The organism is Microbispora sp. CA-135349 (assembly GCF_050947365.1).
In the GTDB taxonomy this organism is placed as follows: domain Bacteria; phylum Actinomycetota; class Actinomycetes; order Streptosporangiales; family Streptosporangiaceae; genus Microbispora.
On sequence record NZ_CP192001.1, the window covers coordinates 3483245 to 3501626 of the forward strand.

At 68.2% G+C, this 18382-nt stretch carries 13 protein-coding genes and 4 pseudogenes; 11 read left to right on the forward strand and 6 right to left on the reverse strand.

Going from position 1 to position 18382, the window contains the following annotated elements; genetic code table 11:
- Positions 1 to 84 precede the first annotated feature (84 nt).
- Positions 85 to 1008, reverse strand: coding sequence for a sensor histidine kinase (locus ACQPZZ_RS16290; protein ID WP_432932914.1), 924 nt, complete (start codon positions 1006 to 1008; stop codon positions 85 to 87).
- Between the two features lie 710 nt (positions 1009 to 1718).
- On the opposite strand from ACQPZZ_RS16290, the pseudogene ACQPZZ_RS16295 reads away from it, so the two are divergent.
- Positions 1719 to 3248, forward strand: a pseudogene (locus ACQPZZ_RS16295) (IS1634 family transposase).
- Positions 3249 to 3400: 152 nt separating this feature from the next.
- Positions 3401 to 4224: pseudogene (locus tag ACQPZZ_RS16300) on the forward strand (transposase); the annotation flags it as partial.
- Positions 4225 to 4338: 114 nt separating this feature from the next.
- Here ACQPZZ_RS16300 and ACQPZZ_RS16305 read toward each other — a convergent pair.
- Together ACQPZZ_RS16305 and ACQPZZ_RS16310 are read right to left on the reverse strand one after the other, a co-directional pair.
- Positions 4339 to 4818, reverse strand: coding sequence for a hypothetical protein (locus ACQPZZ_RS16305; RefSeq protein ID WP_432932915.1), 480 nt, complete (start codon positions 4816 to 4818; stop codon positions 4339 to 4341).
- A 97-nt stretch (positions 4819 to 4915) separates the two neighbouring features.
- On the reverse strand, positions 4916 to 5947 hold the full coding sequence (locus ACQPZZ_RS16310; RefSeq protein WP_432932917.1) for an alpha/beta hydrolase family protein: 1032 nt from the start codon (positions 5945 to 5947) through the stop codon (positions 4916 to 4918).
- A gap of 436 nt (positions 5948 to 6383) precedes the next feature.
- On the opposite strand from ACQPZZ_RS16310, the gene ACQPZZ_RS16315 reads away from it, so the two are divergent.
- Positions 6384 to 7004 (forward strand): AraC family transcriptional regulator, encoded by a 621-nt coding sequence (locus tag ACQPZZ_RS16315; protein WP_346230975.1) that lies wholly within the window; start codon positions 6384 to 6386, stop codon positions 7002 to 7004.
- Here ACQPZZ_RS16315 and ACQPZZ_RS16320 read toward each other — a convergent pair.
- On the reverse strand, positions 6940 to 8052 hold the full coding sequence (locus ACQPZZ_RS16320) for an IS630 family transposase (RefSeq protein WP_432932919.1): 1113 nt from the start codon (positions 8050 to 8052) through the stop codon (positions 6940 to 6942). The two genes, ACQPZZ_RS16315 and ACQPZZ_RS16320, sit on opposite strands and share 65 nt — an antisense overlap.
- Positions 8049 to 8240: a hypothetical protein gene (locus ACQPZZ_RS16325; protein WP_432932921.1), complete on the reverse strand. Its 192-nt coding sequence runs from the start codon at positions 8238 to 8240 to the stop codon at positions 8049 to 8051. Before ACQPZZ_RS16325 ends, ACQPZZ_RS16320 begins: the two co-directional genes overlap by 4 nt.
- Positions 8241 to 8661: 421 nt before the next feature.
- Between ACQPZZ_RS16325 and ACQPZZ_RS16330 the strand changes: the two are divergent.
- The 7 genes and pseudogenes from ACQPZZ_RS16330 to ACQPZZ_RS16360 all read left to right on the forward strand — a co-directional run bounded on the left by ACQPZZ_RS16330 (position 8662) and on the right by ACQPZZ_RS16360 (position 17285).
- Positions 8662 to 10036 (forward strand): annotated as a pseudogene (locus ACQPZZ_RS16330) (IS1380 family transposase).
- A 295-nt stretch (positions 10037 to 10331) separates the two neighbouring features.
- On the forward strand, positions 10332 to 12296 hold the full coding sequence (locus ACQPZZ_RS16335) for a BTAD domain-containing putative transcriptional regulator (RefSeq protein WP_432932923.1): 1965 nt from the start codon (positions 10332 to 10334) through the stop codon (positions 12294 to 12296).
- A 67-nt stretch (positions 12297 to 12363) separates the two neighbouring features.
- The gene (locus ACQPZZ_RS16340) at positions 12364 to 13020 is read left to right on the forward strand and encodes a peroxiredoxin (protein WP_432932925.1); all 657 of its coding nucleotides are present in this window, start codon (positions 12364 to 12366) and stop codon (positions 13018 to 13020) included.
- A gap of 41 nt (positions 13021 to 13061) precedes the next feature.
- Positions 13062 to 14204 carry an NAD(P)/FAD-dependent oxidoreductase gene (locus tag ACQPZZ_RS16345; RefSeq protein ID WP_432932927.1) on the forward strand — a complete coding sequence of 381 codons (1143 nt, stop codon included), beginning with the start codon at positions 13062 to 13064 and terminating at the stop codon, positions 14202 to 14204.
- 344 nt (positions 14205 to 14548) lie between these two features.
- On the forward strand, positions 14549 to 15493 hold the full coding sequence (locus ACQPZZ_RS16350) for a hypothetical protein (RefSeq protein WP_432932929.1): 945 nt from the start codon (positions 14549 to 14551) through the stop codon (positions 15491 to 15493).
- A 698-nt stretch (positions 15494 to 16191) separates the two neighbouring features.
- The gene (locus ACQPZZ_RS16355) at positions 16192 to 16452 is read left to right on the forward strand and encodes a type I-E CRISPR-associated protein Cas7/Cse4/CasC (protein ID WP_432932931.1); all 261 of its coding nucleotides are present in this window, start codon (positions 16192 to 16194) and stop codon (positions 16450 to 16452) included.
- Positions 16449 to 17285 (forward strand): type I-E CRISPR-associated protein Cas7/Cse4/CasC, encoded by an 837-nt coding sequence (locus tag ACQPZZ_RS16360; protein ID WP_432934417.1) that lies wholly within the window; start codon positions 16449 to 16451, stop codon positions 17283 to 17285. The genes ACQPZZ_RS16355 and ACQPZZ_RS16360 overlap by 4 nt, the downstream gene beginning before the upstream one ends.
- Here the strand turns inward: ACQPZZ_RS16360 and ACQPZZ_RS16365 are convergent.
- A pseudogene (locus ACQPZZ_RS16365) lies at positions 17168 to 17689 on the reverse strand (hypothetical protein); the annotation flags it as partial. The gene ACQPZZ_RS16360 and the pseudogene ACQPZZ_RS16365 sit on opposite strands and share 118 nt — an antisense overlap.
- Between ACQPZZ_RS16365 and ACQPZZ_RS16370 the strand changes: the two are divergent.
- Positions 17646 to 18173, forward strand: coding sequence for a hypothetical protein (locus ACQPZZ_RS16370; RefSeq protein ID WP_432932933.1), 528 nt, complete (start codon positions 17646 to 17648; stop codon positions 18171 to 18173). The pseudogene ACQPZZ_RS16365 and the gene ACQPZZ_RS16370 overlap by 44 nt on opposite strands.
- Positions 18174 to 18382: the final 209 nt, after the last annotated feature.

Here is an 18382-nt window from a genome sequence, read left to right on the forward strand (position 1 = left end):
CCGCGCGCTGGCCGGCGCCCCGCCTGCCCGTGACCGCTGGTCACGTGCGCGTACAACTGAGGAGCGTGAGAGACCGGTGATGGCTTAAGGGGCGGTGATGGGCAATTGGAGGATGAAGCAGGCGCCGCCGAGCGGGGAGGGTTCGACCCAGACGGTTCCGTGGTGGGCTTTCGCTATGTCGCGGGTGATGGCCAAGCCGAGGCCGGTGCCGGGCCCGCCCCGCTGGGAGGTGGTTTTGAGCTGGTACATCCGGTCGAATATGCGTTCCCTGTCCTTGTCCGGCACGCCGGGGCCATCGTCGGACACCGCCAGTCGGGCGTTGCCGTCGCTGCGGCGGATGTGGACCTGCACCTGGTGGGTGGCGTGGTGCTGAGCGTTGTCCAGCAGGTTGGTGAGGATCTGGCAGATCCGCGTGCGCATGGCTGTGACCTCGACACCGGGAGTGCAGATGACTTCGATCGAGATGGGGTCGTTCCGGTCGGCGATCTCCTGCCTGACCAGTTCGCATAGGTCGATCCGTTCCCAGTCGGCTTGGGCGGCGCGGGAGCGGGCGATCAGAAGAAGCGCGGTGGTCAGCGCATCCAGTCGATCGACTCCACGTAGTACCGCCTCCAGTACGCGGGGGTAGTCCGCTTCGCCGGGACGGGTGGTCGCTTCTTCCACCGTGACGCGTATCCCGGCCAATGGGGAGCGGATCTCGTGGGCGATGTTGGAGGCGAACTGCCGCTCACGGTCCAGCATGTCCAAACTCGCGTTGATGGTGTCGACCAGCTGCGTCACCTCCTGCGGGTCATGCTGCTGAGCGATTTGGGCGTGTTCGTCGCTGACGTTGATGTCGGCGAGGTCGCCGGAAATGGCACGTACGCGTCGCAGCAGTCGGCGGACAAGCATCCTGCCTGTCACCGCGGCGGCCAGCACCATGACGAGATTCCGCCACCGCTTGTGAGAATCGGTATCTCTCCCTGAACCTGCGCGCTCCAGCAGCTCGCTCAGGATTGATCTGCCCATCAGATACTCCCCGCGAAGCATCCCGCCGCGTAGTCTCCCTACCCTCCGATCAACCGTTTACCTCGATCAATTGCGAGCAAATGGGCCAATACGCCGTCGACCTCGTCGCGTACGTCGAGCTCGGCGCACGACCTGACCGCCGCCCGCAGCTCAGAGCAACGCTCGGCGATCGCAGGATCGTTGTTCCCCCTGGCCCGCTCGGCTTGTCCTGGGATGACAGCGGCGGGAAGATCAGCTCCGCAACCACCTACGGTCCCCGCTTATGCGCGGGCGATCACCCTGGAGCCAGAGGCCCCCGCCGGAGGCATGATGTGGCGAGGTCTGGGTAAAAATAAATTTACGGAGATGGGCACCTCGAGGGCCGCTTGTTGCCGTACTTCTGTCTCTGGGTCGTCAGGCGGTGTAGCGGCGGTGCTTCGCAGGGAGAGGCGATGATCAGGTGCCTCCGGAGGGCGTTGCTTACGAGGTAGACCATGGCGCCCATGGCAAGCGGGCGGTCGTGCACATCACTGGAGATCTTGATTGGACGAGATCTGCTGGCTTGGGCGATACGGTTGAGCGTTTTTGGGACTCCGTCCGAAGCGGTTGTTTGACCTGACTTGGCTCACGGTGCAAGATCGTCGTTGAGTGCAAGGCGCTGACCTCGCGGTTTCCCGTCGGGAACGGCGAAAAGTGCGCACTAAATCGATCACGTCTCTACCCTGGTGGCCGTGTCTCCGTACGTGCGGACGGTGAAGACAGCCTCAGGCGCCCGGGCGGTGCAGATCGTCTACTCCTCCCGACGCGGGTCACGGGAGATCGAGCACATCGGGTCGGCGCACGACGACGCCGAGCTGGAGACGCTCAAGGCGGTGGCGCGTCAGCGACTGGCCGCCGGTCAGTAAGAGCTGGACCTGGGGCTGGACGACGGGCCGGCGGCGGGCGGGCCGCTGGAGATCGTCAGCTCCCGGATGGAACACCTGTGGGACGCGCTGTCGCGCGCCTACCAGGCGCTGGGATTTGCTGCCGCGGCCGGGGGCGATGAGGTGTTCCGGCAGCTGGTGCTCGCGCGGGTGATCGAACCGACCAGCAAACACGACAGCCTGCGCGTGCTCGCCGAGGCCGGGATCGACGCGGTGTCGTATGCCACAGTGAAACGCCGCCTACCGGACTACGCCACGCCGCAGCGGCGGCAGGCCCTGGCCGGTGCGTGCGCGGCCCACACCCGCCTCGGGCCGGCCAGCCTGGTCCTGTATGACGTGTCGACCTTGTACGTCGAGACCGACTCCGGCGACGGGTTCCGCGAGCCGGGCTTTTCCAAGGAACGCCGCCTGGACCCGCAGATCACGATCGGGCTGCTCACCGACTCCTCGGGGTTCCCGCTCATGGTGACCGCCTTCGAGGGCAACAAGGCCGAAACGCACACCATGCTCCCGGTGATCGAAGGGTTCATGGCGGCCCACAACCTGCCGGACGTCACGATCGTGGCCGACGCCGGGATGATCTCCGAGGCGAACAAGCAGGCCATCGAAGCCGCCGGGCTGTCGTTCATCCTCGGCATGAAGATCCCCGAGGTGCCGTATGCGATCAAGCAGTGGCGGCGCGAGCACCCCGGCACCCCGATCCCCGACGGGCACATCTTCATCCAGCCCTGGCCGTCGGGATCGAGCCGGCCCCGCCGCGACCAGATGATCTACTACCAGTACCGGGCTGATCGGGCCCGGCGCACCCTGCGCGGTATCGATGAGCAGGTCGCCAAGGCCCAGCGCGCCGTCGACGGGCAGGCGCCGGTCAAGCGCGACCGGTTCATCAGGCTGTCCGGCGCTACCAAGAGCGTCAACACCGAACTGGTGGACAAGGCCAAGGCGCTGGCCGGGCTCAAGGGCTACATCACCAACCTTGCCGCCTGCCCGGACGGGACGCCCATCACCGCCGAGTTCGTCATCAGCTCCTACCACCGGCTGTTTGAGATCGAAAAGTCCTTCCGGATGAGCAAGCACGACCTCAAAGCCCGGCCGATCTACCACCATAAACGCGAGTCCATCGACGCGCACCTGACGATCGTGTTCGCCGCCCTGGCGGTCGGGCGGTGGATCGAAGCACGGACCGGATGGTCGATCAAGAAGTTCGTCCGCACCGCCCGCCGCTACCGCACCGTCCGTATCCAAGCCGGCAACCACGTCCTGACCGCCGCCGACCCTCTGCCCGCCGACCTACGCGACGCCCTCAAGCAGATCCGCAGCCCCGAAGGTGCGCACTAAATTTAGCCAACTCAGGAAGAACCCTGTCCCAGCACTCACGGAGTAGTCACTGGAGAGCGACGTGCGGTGATAAGTCGCATGCGTCGTTCGGGCTGGGGGTCGCTGAAGGAGGACCTGCTCAGCAGGCACCTCGTCAGCGGCCCACCAGTACCCTGTGGCACAACCTCGGCGAGGCCGTCGGGAAAGAAGTGGCCGGACACAGTGCCTGCTGGGCCAAGGCCGGACCGCCCCTGCAGGACGGCAAGCGCGTGCAGACCACCCGTGAGCGCTGGCATCAGGTCCATGACCTGCTCGGCAAGGGCGTCGGACTGCTGGAATGCGCCCGCCGCCTCAACGTGTCCCTCAACACCGTCAAACGCTACGCCCGCGTGGGTGAACCCGAACGCCTGCAACGCGCCCCGCAATATCGGCCCACTCTGGTCGACCCTACCGCGATCACCTGCGGCGCCGCCGATCCGACGACCCCGCCGTCCCCGTCCTGCACCTGTTCAACGAGATCAAGGCCCTGGGCTACCCGGGCAGCTTCAACCTTCTCTACCGTTACATCACCCAGGGCCGGGTCGAGGCCGACCGCCTGCCCATCTCACCCCGCCGCCTTGCCCGGCTCCTGCTCACCCGGCCCGGCAACCTGACAGACGAGCACCGTCGCGTGCTGGATGACCTCATCGCCGCTTGCCCGGAGATGATCGACCTGGCCGGGCTCGTCCGCGGTTTCGCCGACCTGCTGCGGCCGAATGACGGCAACGCCGAGCGTCTCGATGCGTGGATCGCCACTGCCCTCACCTGCGATCTTCCTCACCTGCGCGCCTTCATCCGCGGCCTTGGCCAGGACCGCGATGCGGTGCGAGCGGCCGTCACCTTGCCGTTCCATAACGGCGGCACCGAAGGCGTCAACACGAAGACCAAGCGGATCATGCGCCAGATGCATGGCCGGGCCGGCTTCATGTTGCTCCGCCACCGCATCCTCTTGGCCTGACGCTCCGTCACCACCGAAAGAGAGACAGAGCCGTTAACTGGACACACCCCACCGCCTCACTGTGTGGGGCCGGTCAGGCGGCCGGCACGGTGCCGGGCTGGTCATGCACGTTTGCTACCTGTTGATCTGATCTGTGCCCGCCTGGGTGAGGAAGACCCACGTCCCGTAGACGCCCCACATCAGGCCGAGCAGCGAACTCGCGGCGTAGAAGCCCATTCCGTTGGTGGAGCCGACGGTGGCGAACAGTCCGGCGGCGGCGATACCTGCCGCGAACACGACGAGCGCGACGACGAGGATGGGCCGCGCATGCTGGGACGTGCCGCGGCGGGCTGCGTGGTCGAGCACCGAGAGCAGACTTGCGCTTGCCGCTGCGGCGACCAACAGCTCGACCCCGAGTGCCCAGGTCGGCTGCGGCAGGGTGACCAGCGATGCGGTGACTGTGGTTGTCAGGAACAGGGAGACGGTTTGCGCGGCGCGGTTGCGGTATTCCTTGGAGGTGGCGACGACGTCGAAGCGGAAGGCGACAACGATGAAGGTGAGGCCGGTGAGGCCGGCGGCGCTTCCGCCGACGGTTGCGGCGAACGTGGTCCACATGGCGGTTGCTCCTGGGCGATCCGTGCTGGGGTGGAAGGTCTCGGTGCGATGAAGTGCGGTGGGCGGCGGCCGTCGCACCGCCGCCCACCGCGCGGAACTACCTCGTTTCGACCTGGGCCATCGGGTCTTCACCGTTCTCCAGGGCGTTCACCGCGTTCTTCCAGGACGGGTCGGCCGAGTAGAGCTGGCTGCGCAAGTAGGCCCACACGAGAGCCCGTAGAGTCGCCACGCGCTCGGGATTTTCGTCGTTCGTCTCCGCCGCGTCATATCCGGATATGCCACCGAAGATGTGACCAGCGCCGTACATGGTCACCATGGTTTTGTTGCCGCCGGGGCTGGCCGAGTAAGCGTCAGCACGGTAGCTGAGCCGATTGGAGAAGTTGGGGTTGAGGTCCTGATCGCCCACGATGATCAGGCCGGTGCCTGTCATCTGCTCGAAGTCGGTGTAATACAGCACCGGGTAGTTCGTCTTGGCCCACTCGGCGAAGTGCTCGTCGTTGCCGATGCCCGGAGCTCCAATGAGCACTCCCGCCTTGACACGGGAGTCGGAGAGGTCCTTCGGCCGGTCGTCGTCCGGGTCCAGCATCCGGGCTCCGAGGAGGAGGGAGACGGTGTTGCCGCCCAGAGAGTGCCCTACGGCACCGACACGGTCCCTGTCGATCCGCCGTTCGGCAAGACCAGGGACGGCGGCCTCGATGTCGTCGAGGCGGTCGAGGATGTTGTGCATGTCGGTGGCGCGGTCACGCCAGAACAGGGGCGCGTCCTTGAGGTCGGTGTCGCGCAGACCGAGGGCCGTCGAGTCCAGGTGGGTCGGCTGGATGACCGCGAACCCGTGGGCGGCGAAGAAGTTCGCCAGCGGCCCGTAGCCGTTGTAGGAGGACAGGAAGTTCGCCAGCCCGTGCCCGTGGGACAGGAGGATGAGCGGCAGGTCGGTGCCGGTCGCGGGGATCGACACCTTGACCTCCAGCGGCACGGGCCGGCCGGGAACGTCGAGGGTGACCGGGTGGTAGGTGAGGACGGGTTGCGACGCGTTGACCGGGATGTTGGCGGCGTCGCTGTACGGCTTGCTCATCGGAGCCCTTTCGAGATCGGTGTCGACATAGCGCCTGTCGTAACTGGCGGTAGGCATGGAATCGGCGGTCGTGGCCGCGAGCCTGATGGGCCAGGGACGGCCGCCCGGCACCTGGGTCGGTGTGGACGGCGATCTCCGCGGCGGTGCACAGATCTCGTCAGGTGTTCGTCCCGCGGTCTTGCGGCAGGGGGAGGACGACTGGCTCAACCATCGACTGTCATGCCTCCCTAGCCCGACGGGTGCACTTGTCTACCGGGAACTGTAAGATCAATCGAACAAACCGAACTAGGGCGAAAGTGACATGGCTGAGTCCGCAACCGATGGGCGTCGCAGAAGAGCACGGTTCGGAGTCGAGAGCCTGGTTGTGCGCGCTGCCGATGGTGACTTCCCGACCGCTGTGAACGGCGGGTACACCGTCAAGATCACGCATGGTGGCTCCGCACCCCCTTTTCAGTACCTCGGGCGAACCCAGAGTCCCCCTGTTCCTGGCGCGGTGACGGTGATCGAGCCCCATGAGGTCGTGAGCTGCCTCGAACAGGACAAAGCCGCCGCTGACGGCCAGGCCATTGTGCAACTGATGTTCCTCGACGCCGATCTCATGCCGGTCGGCACAGGCCGGCCGCGCTTTCACGAGGTGACCTATTCGGACCGCGGCCTCTTCGACGGCATCGCTGCGCTGCACAGGGATTTGGCGCACGGCGAGGACGAGTTGGATCTCGAGTCGTCGCTGATCCGCTTGCTGAACGTCCTGCTCACCAGGCATGCGGATGCTCCCGGCGCAGCGAGTCCGACACTTCGTCCTCGAGCGCTTCGTCAAGTACGGGAGATGCTCCACAGCCAACTGAACTCCAACATCAAGCTCGACGACCTCGCGGCAGTCGCCGGTTGCAGCAAACGCCATTTGATCAGGAGTTTCCGGCAGGCTTACGGGGTTCCACCGCACCATTACCGGACCCTGTTGCGCTTGGCCGGCGCCAAGTCCATGCTGGCAGCGGGACGCCCCGTGGCAGAGACCGCCGCCGAGCTCGGTTACTGCGACCAGAGCCAGCTCAACCGGCACTTTCGGCGGCGGTTCGGCATGAGCGCAGGTGGCTATGCCAGGACCGTGCGGTAGACCTGCGATGTCTTGGCTCGACTGCCACCTTGCCGGCCCCCATGGGAAAGCGCTGACCGGTGGGCCGACTCACCTCCGCTGGAGTGGTGTATCTAGTGCCGTAGCAGGCAACGTTCGCCCTGTCGACGACGGCGCGTAGACGCCGGTCGTCGGCATGGCGGTTGCGCCAGATGATGTAGCGGCGGATCATGCTGCCCTGCTCCTTGTGACTGGCATGGTCGGTGCCGTCCAGGGCGAAGTAGCGCAGCGCGGTGAACTGGGCCTCGATCCGATTCAGCCACGAGGAGTTGGTCGGGGTATAGGCGAGCTCGACGTTGTTCGCTCCTGCCCAGCCGCCGACCCGGCCGTCTCTCTTCGTGCCCAGGTGCGGGGAGAAGTTGTCGCACACGATCGCGATACGCACCTCGGGCGGGTACAGGCTGCGCAGGTAGCGGCAGAACTCCAGGAACCGGGTGCGGGTCTTGACGGGCTTGATGTGCCCGTACAGCTTGTCCTTGCCCAAGTCGTAGGCGGGGAACAGGTGCCGGACCCCGTGCTGGCGGGTGTAGGCGGCCCGCCGTCGCGGCCGGGGCCGGCGGTCGGGGTCCTTGTGCCGGCCGCCGCGCTCGGCCCAGTGCCGCCCGGGGTGGGGCTGGAGGTTGAGCGGCCCGAACTCGTCCACGCACAAGACGACCCCGGGTTCGCCTTCCTCGGGTATGACCTCGCCGTCGACGATCGCGTACAGGTGCTCGATGCGGGCCTTCTTGGCGGCATAGTCCGGGTCGTGGGAGGTCTTCCAGGTCTTCAGGCGTTGAAACGAGACTCCTTCCTCGCGGAGCAGGATGCGCAGGCCCTCGTGGCTGATGTCGTCGACCACCCCCTCGGCGACCAGGAAGTCGGCCAGTTTGGCCAGGCTCCAGGTCGAGAACGGCAGGCCGTGCTCGGTCGGCTTCGATTTGGCGATCTTCTTGATTTCGCGGCGTTCGGGCAGGGTGAAGGTCTTGGGCCGACCGCCCCGGTACTTGGGTTGCAGGGAGTCGAAGCCGTCGGTGTTGAAATTGTGGATCACATCGCGACCCGGTCGGGGCTGGTGAAGGTCACCTCAGCGATCTTCGGTACGGGCATGCCCTGGGCCGACAGCAGCACCATCTGCGCGCGCCGCCAGGTCACCACCGACCCGCTGCCCCGACGGACGGTCCGCAGCAGCCGCCGTCCCTCGTCGTCGTCGATCTCACGGACCCGCACGCGTTCAGCCACGCCGTTCATCATGGCGGTTCGGTGCCGTCCGGCGCAGCAGCCGGACGGCAGTTCACAACGAGGCGAACGTTGCCTGATACGGCAAGCTAGCTCCATCATGACGTCGACGCTGCTGCGCACCCCCGATTCGAACAGACACCGGCACCCGTTGGCGGCGTGGAGCACGCTGGGCAGGAACTCCAGGACGGGCAGCCCTTCAAGAGCGCCGAAGGCAACAGGTCACGTTCGAGTCAGTACAGCGCTGCGGTTGAGATTTCCAAGCCAGGCGGCGGAGTTCGGGCCTGCAGTTGGGCAGTTAGCCTCGGGCTTTCACCGTGAATTTGAGCGGGCTTGATCGTTTACATGAGAAAAGTGCCTTTGAACTGGGAGGATTGGGCTTGTCGAGAGTCCTGTCCGCACCAGTTCAGAAGGCACTTTCCGAGTGAAGACTATCGCGTCCCGACGCAAGATCGTGGTGTCCGCAGACGGTCCGGGACTCGTCTCGCAGGCCGGTGGGCTGCTGTTGCGGGAGACGTTGCGGGTCACCGGCCTGGGCAGGGAGCTATTGGCGCAGTTGGAGCGGTGGCGTCCGTCCCGGGCCGTGCACGATCCCGGCAAGGTCGTCGCTGATCTGGCTCTCACGCTGGCGCTGGGCGGGGACTGCCTGGCCGACATCGCCATGCTGCGCACCCAGCCGGAGGTGTTCGGGCCGATCGCCTCCGACCCGACCGTGTCCCGGCTGATCGACCGCTTGGCCGCCGACCCCGTCCGCGCGTTGAAGGCGATCCGCGCCGCACGTGCCGCCGCCCGGCAGCGCGCCTGGGCCCTGGCGGGTAACGCCGCTCCCGGCGCGGACGGGGAGCTGATCCCCTTGGACATCGACGCGACCATCGTCATCGCCCACTCCGATAAGCAACAGGCCGCGCCGACCTGGAAGAAGACTTTCGGGTTCCACCCGATGACGGTCTTCGCCGACCACGGCGCGGGCGGTGGCGGGGAACCACTGGCCCTGCTGCTGCGGCCCGGCAACGCCGGGTCCAACACCGCCGCCGACCACATCACCGCGACCCGCCTGGCCCTGGCCCAACTCCCTGAACACCGCCGCCGGCAGGTGCTGATCCGCGCCGACTCCGGCGGCGGCACCCACGAGTTCCTGTCCTGGCCGACCCGGCCCGGGCGGCGACTGTCGTACTCCATCGGGTTCACCCTCACCGAGGAGGTCCAGGCCGCGATCCTTGCCCTGCCCGCCCAAGCGTGGACGCCCGCCTACGACGCAGGCGGCCAGGTCCGGCCCCGGTGCGTGGGTCGCCGAGCTGACCGGCCTGGTGAAGCTGGACGGCTGGCCGAAGGGGATGCGCCTGATCGTGCGCAAAGAGCGCCCCCACCCGGGCGCCCAGTTGCGCTTCACCGACATCGACGGGCACCGCTTCACCTGCTTCGTTACCAACACAAAGCGGGGTCAGCTCGCCGACCTGGAGCTACGGCACCGGCGCCGCGCCCGCTGCGAAGACCGCATCCGCGCCGCCAAGGACACCGGCCTGCGCAACCTGCCCCTGCACGATTTCGACCAGAACCAGATCTGGATGGAGATCGTCGCTCTGGCCTGCGAGCTCATCGACTGGATGCAGATGCTCGCCCTGGACGGGCCCGCTCGCCGGTATGAGCCCAAACGGCTGCGGCTGCGCCTGTTCGCCGTCGCCGCCCGCCTGGTCCGCGGTGGACGGCGCATCCGCCTACGGGTGGCCGCGTCATGGCCCTGGGCCGGCCAGCTGGTCACTGCTATCACCCGGCTCCAGGCACTACCGGCACCGACCTGACCAGCGCAAAATCATCCCGACGACTCAGGAAGGACACCACCGCGGGCCCGTGGAACCCCGCCCACCCGGCGCGACAGCCGGGCCACCACCCTGACCATGGTCGCGATTTCACACTCCAGCCGAACCGATCAGCCAGCCACCGGATGGGCGCGAAAGATCGAGGCTAGTGCGTACGGGCGCGATTCAGGGATGTGTGTGAAATGATCTGCATCGTGCTGATCGCGTCTTCCTTTGGAACGATGTAATGGATTTCCGGATCGGGCTGTTCGGGGGTTTTCGGGTCTCGGTGGGAGGGGTGCCTGTCGTACCGGAGGCGTGGTCCCAACGGAAGCCCGCGGCGCTGGTGAAGCTGCTCGCCCTGGCACCTGGGCACCGGCTGCGGCGGGAACAGATAATGGAGGCGCTGTGGCCGGAACTCGACCAGCGGGCGGCGGGGGCGAATCTTCGCAAGGCGCTGCATTCCGCACGGCGCAGTCTTGGTACCGACGACGGGAACGAGCTGATCGTGTCGGTCGGGGATCTGCTGTGCCTGCCTGATGGGACCTCGGTGGATGTGGCCGACTACTGGTCGCTCGTGGCCGTGGCCCGCAGGTCCAGGGAGCCCGACGCGTACCGGGTCCCGATCGAGGTCTATCGAGACGGTCTGCTTCCTGAGGACCTGTACGAGGACTGGGCCGCGGCGCCACGGGAGGAGCTTCGGCTCGACTGGCTGGGCGTCGTCGAGGAGTTCGCCGCGCTGCTGGAAGCGCGAGGCGAGCTGAACCGCGCGGCACGGGCGGTGCAGCAGCTGGTCGCGGCCGATCCCTTGCGGGAGGACGCGCACGCCTGGCTGATGCGCTTGTACGCGCTGGCCGGCCGCCGGGACGAGGCACGACGCCAGTACGCGCGCCTGCGGGAGCTGCTCGACGCGGAACTCGGCGTCGAGCCCCGTCCGGAGACGCAACGCCAGTTCGAGGAGATCAACAGCGGGCAGACGTCCGATCCGAAACTGACAACGGACCTGTGGGAACGGGTCGGCGACCTCCGGGTGCAGTCTGGCGATCCGGCGGGGGCAGTTAAGGCGTTCGGCCAGGCCCTCGCCGACTCGGCGGATCCCGCGGTGGCCGGTCGCATCCACCGTAAATGCGCGAGTGCGTGGTTGATGCAGCACCTGCCCGACGAGGCCGAACCGCATCTGGCCGCCGCGGACGGCCTCGCGCCCGACCAGGCCGAGCATGGGCGGCTCGTCTGCTTGAGAGCGAACCTTGCCTGGGAACGCGGCGACTTCGCCACGGCACGCCACCTCGCTGAGCGGGCCCATGCCATCGCCCGCGCCGACGGAGACTCGGCCGACGTCGCGGCGGCGCTGGAAGCGCTGGCGTTCATCGCGCACGTCCAGGGGGATTGGCGGCCAGGGCTGCAGGCGCAGATCGAAGGGCTCGCCGGTGTGGCGCTCGGGGTCCGGGTCGCCCGTTTCTGCGACTTCAACCACTGTCTCAGCCAATACCAGCTCTACGGTGACGGGCTCGCCGGCGACGTCGAGGAGTACGCCCGCGAGACGCTGGCCATCGCTGAGCGAGCCGACGCGATCCCGGCGCAGGCGTTCGCCTGGTGCCTGCTGGGCGAGTCGCTGCTGCTGCGTGCCCAATGGGACGAGGCGGAGGCGTGCCTGGAACGGAGCTGCGAGCTGTACGCGCCGCTGGGAAGCCGTTCGGTCGCGCTGCCGTGGCTGCGGCGGGCGGAACTGGCCGCCTGCGGGGGCGCGCACGACGACGCGGCGATCTATCTGAAGCGCGCGGCGGCGATCGCGACCGTCACCCCGATGGCGCGCCATGCGTGGGCCCGGCTGCATGCGACCGCGGCCTTCGCCGCCCTGGAGCGGGACAGGCCGGAGGAGGTGCTCCGGGCGGTACGCGCGACCCAGAGCGCGGCGGCCCGCTACGGCGACTGCCCGACCTGCAGCGCGCTACTCCACCCGGTCGGCGCCCAGGCGTGCGCCCTGGTCGGCGATCGGGAGGGCGCGCACGCCCACGCCGCGGCGGCCGCCCAGTTCGCCGGCTCCTTCGCGAGCTCGGCCTGGAGTGCGATGGCCGAGTCCGCGGCGGCGAGCGCCGCGGTCGCGGACGGCGACCCGTACGCGGCCCGCGAGCGGTTCCAGTCGGCGGCCGCGCTCTACGCGGAGGCCGGGCACTCCTTCTGGGCCGACCGGGCGACGGCTCAGGCGAACAGCGTGCGGGACGGCCTCCAGCGAAGGAACGTTCAGGGAACGCGGCCGTCCTAGTGTCTTCGACGACAGAGCGTCCGGCTTCACCCGGAAGCAGGACGCTCCTCTCGAATGGAGATCGACGATGGGCCTGACCATTGGTGACACCGCCCCCGACTTCGTCGCCGCCACCACGGACGGCGTGATCCGGTTCCACGACTGGATCGGCGACTCCTGGGCCGTGCTCTTCTCGCACCCCAAGGACTTCACCCCGATCTGCACGACCGAACTCGGCTACATGGCTGCGATCAAGGGTGAGTTCGACCGCCGCGGCGTGAAGATCATGGCGCTGTCGGTCGACCCGGTCGACAAGCACGCCGCCTGGGCCGCCGACATCGAGGAGACCCAGGGCACCGCGCCGAACTACCCGATGGTCGGTGACGCCGACTTCGCCATCTCCAAGGCCTATGGGATGCTCGGCGCGGACGTCAGCGGGGACCCGGCGGACCGTACGGCCGCCGACAACCAGACCGTACGCGGCGTCTTCGTGATCGGCCCGGACAAGAAGATCAAGTTGATCCTGCTCTATCCGATGACGACCGGCCGCAACTTCGACGAGATCCTGCGAGTGATCGACTCCCTGCAGCTCACCGCGAGACACAAAGTGGCCACGCCGGCGAACTGGACGCAGGGCCAGGACGTCGTCATCGCGGGATCGGTCTCCAACGACCAGGCCAAGGACCTCTTCGGCGACTGGGACGAGCCCAAGCCCTACCTTCGGATCGTTCCTCAGCCGAAGTGATCTGACGGATTCGAGGAAATCTCAGGAAAGTAGCGAAGATCATGCGGATCCTCGTGCTCGGCGCCGGTTTCGGTGGCCTGGAGCTGACGGCCCGGCTCTCGGAGGAACTGGGGGACGACGCCGACATCGTCTTGATCGACAAGTCCGAGGGGTTCGTTTTCGGCTTCTCCAAGCTCGATGTGATGTTCGGCCGCACCACCGCCGAGGCGGTGCGGCACCCCTACGCGGACGTCGTCCGGCCCGGCGTGCGGTTCGTCCAGACCACCATCCGCGCCGTCGACCCCGAGCGGCGGCGCGTCGAGACCGACGCGGGGCCCTTCGAGGCCGACGTGATGGTCGTCGCCCTCGGCGCCGACCTCGATCCCGCGGCGACGCCGGGCCTCGTCGAGGCGGGCCACGAGTTCTACACCGTGGAGGGCGCGTTCGCGGTCCGGGACGTCCTGCGCGACTTCCCCGGCGGCCGGGTCGTCGTGGGGGTGACCTCGACCCCGTTCAAGTGCCCGCCCGCGCCGAGCGAGACCGCGCTGATGGTTCACGACTTCCTGGTGGAACGCGGCCTGCGCGACACTTCCGAGATCGCGTTGGTCATGCCGCTGGGCGCGCCGATCCCGCCGTCCCCGGCGGCGTCGCAGGCGCTGCTGGCGGCGTTCGCCGAACGTGGTATCGCCTGGCATCCCGATCGCCTCGTCCGCGCCCTCGATCCGCGACGCCGGGTGGCCGTACTCGCCGACGGTGGAGAGATCCCCTTCGACCTCTTCCTCGGCGTGCCCGTCCATCGGGCGCCCGACGTCGTCCTGAACTCCGGGATGTGCGTCGACGGCTGGATCCCCGTAGACCCCCACACGCTGGAGACCGCCTACCCCGATGTCTACGCGGTCGGCGATGTCACCAGCGTCGGCACCCCCAAGGCCGGTGTCTTCGCCGAAGGCCAGGCCGCGGTCGCCGCCGACCAGATCATCGCCCGGCACCGCCGCGGCGAGTCCGCCGCGGCCTACAACGGGACGGGTGTCTGCTACATCGAGTTCGGTCACGGCCAGGTGGCCCGCGTCGAAGTGACCTTCAAGACGGGCGAACGCCCACACGGCCGATTCGACCACCCGTCCGCGACGTCCGCGGCGGACAAGTCCGTCTTCGGCTCCAGCCGCATCCGCCGCTGGTTCAACCGCGACTGGACCACCTACTGACCGATATGCCCTCTTCTCCGGGCCAGCGATCATGAGCCTGGCCTGGAGCACCCGATCACGAGGCGACAACGCCGACTCCCACGCCGCTCGCGCATGCCTCAGGCCCGCACCGGAGCCATCTCCCAGACTCCTGCGGCCTTGCCTCCAGAGCAACTCAAGATCGTCCAGCTTGTTGGGCCTCGGTCGCGGCAGCGGCCACTCCAGCAGGCCGGCGAACGGGAGATCGCGGCCCGCGCATCAGTGCTTGCGGAAGTCGTCGGTCGGCCGGACGACTGCCGGTTACTTGTATGACCCATCGATGTGCCCGACGGCGGACAATGTCCGCAGATCCAGGGAAGAGCACCATGCTGAGACACCCACTGTCCGTCATCCTCGCCACCCTCTCCGCGTTACTCACCGCCACGCTCATCGCGCCCACGGCGCAGGCCGCACAGCCCGCCGGCCTCAACTCGGCCACCGACGCCACGGTGGCGGCCAGCGGCTGGTCCGGCTACGAGAACCTGGGGGGCAAGGACCTGCAGGACAAGGACACCCCCGCCACCGCCTCCTGGGAGCCGGGCCGCCTCGACCTCTTCGCCCGCAGCTCCGACGGCACCCTGCAGCACATGTGGTACGACAACGGCCGCCGGTACTACTGGGAGAATCTGGGCGGCAACCTGATGTCGTCGCCGGCCGCCGTCTCCTGGGGAGTCGGCCGCCTCGACATCTTCGCCGTGAGCTCCGAGAGGATCCTGATCCATCGGTGGTACGACAGCAGCGGCGGCTGGTCGGCCTGGGAGGAGCTAGGCGGAGTGTCACTGATTGACACCCCCGCCGTCTCCTCCTGGGGCCCCGGCCGCCTCGACCTGTTCGTCCGCGGCTCCGACAGCGCCCTGCGACACCGGGTCTACGGCAACGGCGGATGGTCGGCCTGGGAGAACCTGGGCGGCGTGCTGGGGTCCCCGCCGGCGGCCGTCTCCTGGGGGCCCGGCCGGATCGACGTCGTCGCCGGGACCTTCGGCCGCACGATACTCCGCCGGTGGTACGAGAACGGCACCTGGTCCGCCTGGGTCACCGCCCCGGTTGCGGACAGGGTCCAGCCGTCCATCGCCTCCCCGGGACCCGGCCGGCTGGACGTTGTCACGCGGGTCTACGGCTGGGGGCTCCGGCACCAGAGGTACGAGAACGGCAGCTGGTCCAACTGGCTGAACGTCCCCGGCGACGGCTTCCCGGCCCTCTCCTGGGGACTGGGAAGAATGGACGTGTTCGTCACCAGCAGGGGTGTGATCCAGCACACGTGGTACAGCTGATCATCACCGTGCCCCGGCACCCGGCTCCGGCACCCCACGCGACGGCACCCGCCCCTGGCCGGCCGTCGGCACAGGCCGCAGGCTCGTACCTGACCCACGCCTGATGCGCGCCCGTGAAGCCCGGGTGGAGTAAGACACCCGGTGGTGCCCGGTGCTTCCCGCACCGGGCACCACCAGGCCCGACACCGTACGCCTGGCCTGAGACGTGTCTTTACACCTCGTCAATGATCTTCGGGATACGGTGTCCAGGTTTCGTGTTTGATCGCTGTCTCCGCCGGAACAGGCGGAGCGCGCACAGTTGGCCGATCTGGTCCTCGCTGTGGCTGGCCGCGCCCATCGCTGCCGGCGTCGGCCCGCCCAGGATCTCAGACCGAACAGGTGTCCACCCCAGCGGGCAGGGGTGGCGTTTTGCGGGTGTCCTGGGTGCCAGGGCTGAAGCGCTGCCCCGCACGGGTTACCGGACTGTCTGCGACTACCCCTGACGCGAACTGCGGCCTCGCCGGCCGGCCCATGATAAGCGGCACCAACGAGTCGGACCAGCTCGCATCGCCATCGCCAGAAGGCGATCGACGATCGGGTGGAGGCGGCGGCCACGACCACCACCCCCGACGCGCTGCTGATCCGGCTGCGGGGCCTGATCGACCGGGACGACCAGGGCAATCCGAAAGAGGCCCGGTTCGGCGGGGCGCGCCGCCCGCGTGTCGTCGCAGGCCTGGAAGCGCGCCACCCGGCGGGCCTTCGACGACAAGCTGCCCGAGGCCGACCACAGCACCCGCACCAAGCGCATCGCCGGGCAACTGACCGAGCGCATCGAATCGCGCACAGGTATCGAGGCTGAGGCGGCGGCCAGGATCGCCGGTGCGCTGCTGGAACCGCTGGGCATCAAGGCTGGCAAGAAAGCCGGCGACACCGCCTACCTGCTGTTCTTCGGCTACGGCAGCTGGACGACGAGCAGCTGAAGGCGGCCACGAAGGACCTGCCGGTCGCGGACCGGCTCAAGAGCGGCCACCCGATGGGCGTGGCGCTGTTCGGCAGGATGGCCGCCGACATCCCCTCCCTGAACGTCGACGCCGCCACCCAGGTCGCCCACGCCAACTCCACCCACCCGGTCGAGATCGAATCCGACTGCTACACCGCCGTCGACGACGAGAACGAAGCCGACGAATCCGGGGCGGGAGTGATCGGAAACGTCGGATCCAACGCCGCCACCCTGTATCGCTACGCCACGGTCGGCGTCCACCAGCTCGCCGACAACCTCGGCAGCCTGGAGGCGGCGATCGAGGCAGTCGGCCGGTTCGCCGAAGCGTTCGCGCTGTCGATGCCGACCGGACGCATCAACTCCTTCGCCCACCGCACCCGCCCCAGCCTGGTGGCGGTCGTGGTCCGCGACGACCAACCGGTCAACTTCGTCTCCGCCTTCGAACGCCCCATCCGCGACACCGACCACATCGACGGCACGCCGCCACCTCCGCCGCCCACCTGGCACAGGAGTACCAGCGCTGGTGGTGGAAGTGCCACGTCTCTCGTCACCGGCGAGATCGTGAGCGGGTGCGGGCGAGGGCGTCGAGGGCGATGTCGTCGGCGCCGGGGAGGGTGTGGAGATACTTCTCCGTGGTGGGAGATGCTGCCGTGGCCGAGACGTTCCTTCACCACCTGGAGGTCGGCGCCGCCCGCAAGCAGCCAGGAGGCGTGGGCGTGGCGGAGGTCGTGCATTTTGACCTTGAATTTCAGGCCTGAGGCTGCCAGGGCCGGTCGCCAGATCTGGTCGCGGAACCAGCGGCGGGGGATGTGACCGTCGGTGTCCCAGCGGCGTGGCCGGCGGGGGTTGTCCTTGCCGGAGGACCGACGCTCGGCGCGATGTTGACTCGGAGCTCGGTGAGCTCGCCCCGGCGCATGCCGCTCTCGATGGCGGTCTCGGCCAGGAGCCGAGCCTCCTCGGCTGGGCAGCGCGACGAAGTAGAGCTTGTCGAACTCCTCAAGGGAGACGATGCGTAGCGGCTTCTTCGGCACGGTCGGTGTCTTCACGCCCTTGCACGGGTGCAGTGCGGTGACCTGATCGTTCAGTGCCGTTGTGAAGATGCCGCTGAGGATCGACAGGGACGATTGCGCTGTGCATGTCGGCGGATCGTCCCTGCGTGCGTTACGTGCCGCGGTGTTCGCGGTAGCGTGCGTGCTGGTCTCGGCCGCTCTGCACATGCTGGCCGGCGGGGCTCCCGTGCGCGGGGGAACCCTGGTCGCCGCAATGGCGCTGACCTGGCTGGGCGCGTTCCTGCTCGCAGGCCGTCAGCGGGGCATGGGTGCCCTGCTGAGCGCCTCCTTCGGCGCGCAGTACGGGATGCACCACCTGTTCACTGTCGGCGCCGCGCACGCGTCGCCGTCGCCGTGGACGGGTGAGCACGGCACCGGTCTGGGAATGCTGCTGATCCATGCCGCGATGGCGATCTTGTCCGCCTGGGTGCTGGAACACGGTGAGTCGGCCCTGGCGATGATCGTGCATCTGGCCGTCACTCCGGTGCGCGGGCTGCGGGCCGTGTTGCGCGTCCTCGCGGGTGCGCTGGTCGACATCGCCCCGCCCTCTCCCCGCCCCCTGGGAGAACCTCTTCTCCCGGTCCCTCGTCGCTCCGACTTCGTCGTGGTGGTCGCCCGGCGCGGTCCGCCTCCGGCCGTCTCCGTTCTCTGATACGGGCTGCCGCCTGCCATCGGCGGCATCGGCTCGCCATGCCGTATGCCCGTTTTCGCCGCCCTGTACCGCTTGTACGACGATCGCCGGCGTTTTCCTGCTGGCCGCGAGGTGGTCATCACAGTGGCGAAGGCAGAGCTCGTGCATGTGCCTGAACGACACGACCACCGCGATCAGCGCCAGTATCGCGACATGCCCTGGCGGCACCG